This is a genomic window from Clostridium polyendosporum (genome assembly GCF_018332455.1).
Lineage (GTDB): Bacteria > Bacillota > Clostridia > Clostridiales > Clostridiaceae > Clostridium_AY > Clostridium_AY polyendosporum.
The window spans coordinates 1-1694 of the sequence record NZ_BOPZ01000061.1 but is presented as its reverse complement, the minus strand read 5'-3'; the positions used below and the strand labels follow the sequence as shown (position 1 = coordinate 1694).

The 1694-nt window shown below is 36.7% G+C and carries 1 protein-coding gene; it reads right to left on the bottom strand.

The genetic code is table 11. The annotated features are described in order from the left end of the window. Nucleotides 1–1381, bottom strand: a 1381-nt coding sequence (ltrA, locus tag CPJCM30710_RS17330; protein ID WP_212905390.1) for a group II intron reverse transcriptase/maturase, incomplete at its 3' end; no start/stop codon positions are given. Between the last annotated feature and the right edge of the window lie 313 nt (nucleotides 1382–1694).

Genomic DNA, 1694 nt, shown 5'->3' with positions numbered 1-1694 from the left:
TTAGGCTTTTCAAGCCTAAAGAGCCGAAGACTTGATTTGTTAGAGTTGTAGATAAGATTGCGCTATTAGCGACACGCCAGTATCCTTTTCGGGTATTGGCGTATTTTAATGCTTGAGAATGTGTACATCCAAATCTCTTAAGGTTTTTATACCTCGTTTTAACCTTCTTCCATTGTTTCCATATACACATCCTTAATCTTTGTCTAATCCAAATGTCCAACTGCTCAGTTATACCTTTGCAGTTAGCCAATCCATAATAATTAATCCATCCAATATTTACTTCATTTATCTTTCTTATTCTGTCTTCTAGTGTCATAGGTTTTGACCTACTTGTTAAACCCCTTAAATTGTCTTTATATCTTTTAAGAGATTGTTCTGATATTCTTATATAACCCTTTCCATACACTTGGTAGAATGAGAACCCTAGAAATTTTCTTTTCCACGGACGCGCTACTGCGGTCTTCGACTCGTTTACCTTAAGCTTTAGCTTCTTTTCAATAAACAAAGTAACACTTTCCATTACTCTATTACCTGCTCTCTCGCTTTTAACGTAGATATTAACATCATCCGCATAACGGCAAAATTTATGACCGCGCTTTTCTAACTCTTTATCAAGTTCATCAAGAATAATGTTTGAGAGTATAGGACTTAACGGTCCTCCTTGTGGAGTTCCTTCGTCATTTCTATTCACTACACCATTTATCATCACTCCTGATTGAAGATATAGTCTTATAAGTTTTAAAACTCTTTTGTCTTTAATCTTCTTTGATAATTTGTACATTAGTTGGTCATGATTTACCCTATCAAAAAATTTATCCAGATCTATATCTACTACCCACCTGTAACCTTTGGTTATATAATAATCTCTCGCTTGTTTTATCGCATCCTTGGCACTTCGCCTTGGGCGAAATCCGTAACTATTGGTTGAAAAATCCTCATCATAGATTAGAGTTAGTTCCTGTGCAATTGCATGTTGTATTAGTCTATCTAGTACAGTAGGAATTCCTAGAAGTCTAACTCCGCCATTTGGTTTAGGAATCTCAACTCTCCTTACAGGTAACGGTTTATACTCGCCTTTGAGAATTTCTTCCCTGATAGTTAGCCAATTTGTTTTAAGGAATTGTTTAAGTTCATAAACTGTCATCCCATCCATACCATGACTTCCTTTGTTAGAGTAGACTCTACGGTATGCTTCTTGCATATTTTCCCTAGATAAAATCCTCTCAAGCGAACCATATTCTTGTACATTGGTTCTTCTCTTATCAGTTGCCGAGATTACTCTATGCACTTCTTGTTTACCTTTGGGTTCCACCCTATTCTCAACTTGATAGTCTAAATATTTAGTTTTCTGCAATCTTTGAGTATTCTGCGAAACTTTCAAAATTCAAAACCTCCTAAAGTTCAGTCCTTCCTACGCTTACGCGTATAGCGTAGTACTATGACTTCTGCTGACTTCTGATAGTTCAGCTACATATCACTATGTAGGTTGTCATACAAGAAATTCATCCTCTAAAACGACATACCTATCAGATCTCCCCAGGTAAGAACGACCGCTTTCACTCCATATATCTGCCACATTTACTCCTTAAAATTTCGGATAGCATGGGGCTTTGTTTTGCTATGCAAACTTACCCGTTTAAGTAAGCCTTATATGTGGTTCGTGTTCCTCAGACCAGAGTTTTGCCTAGAGCTTC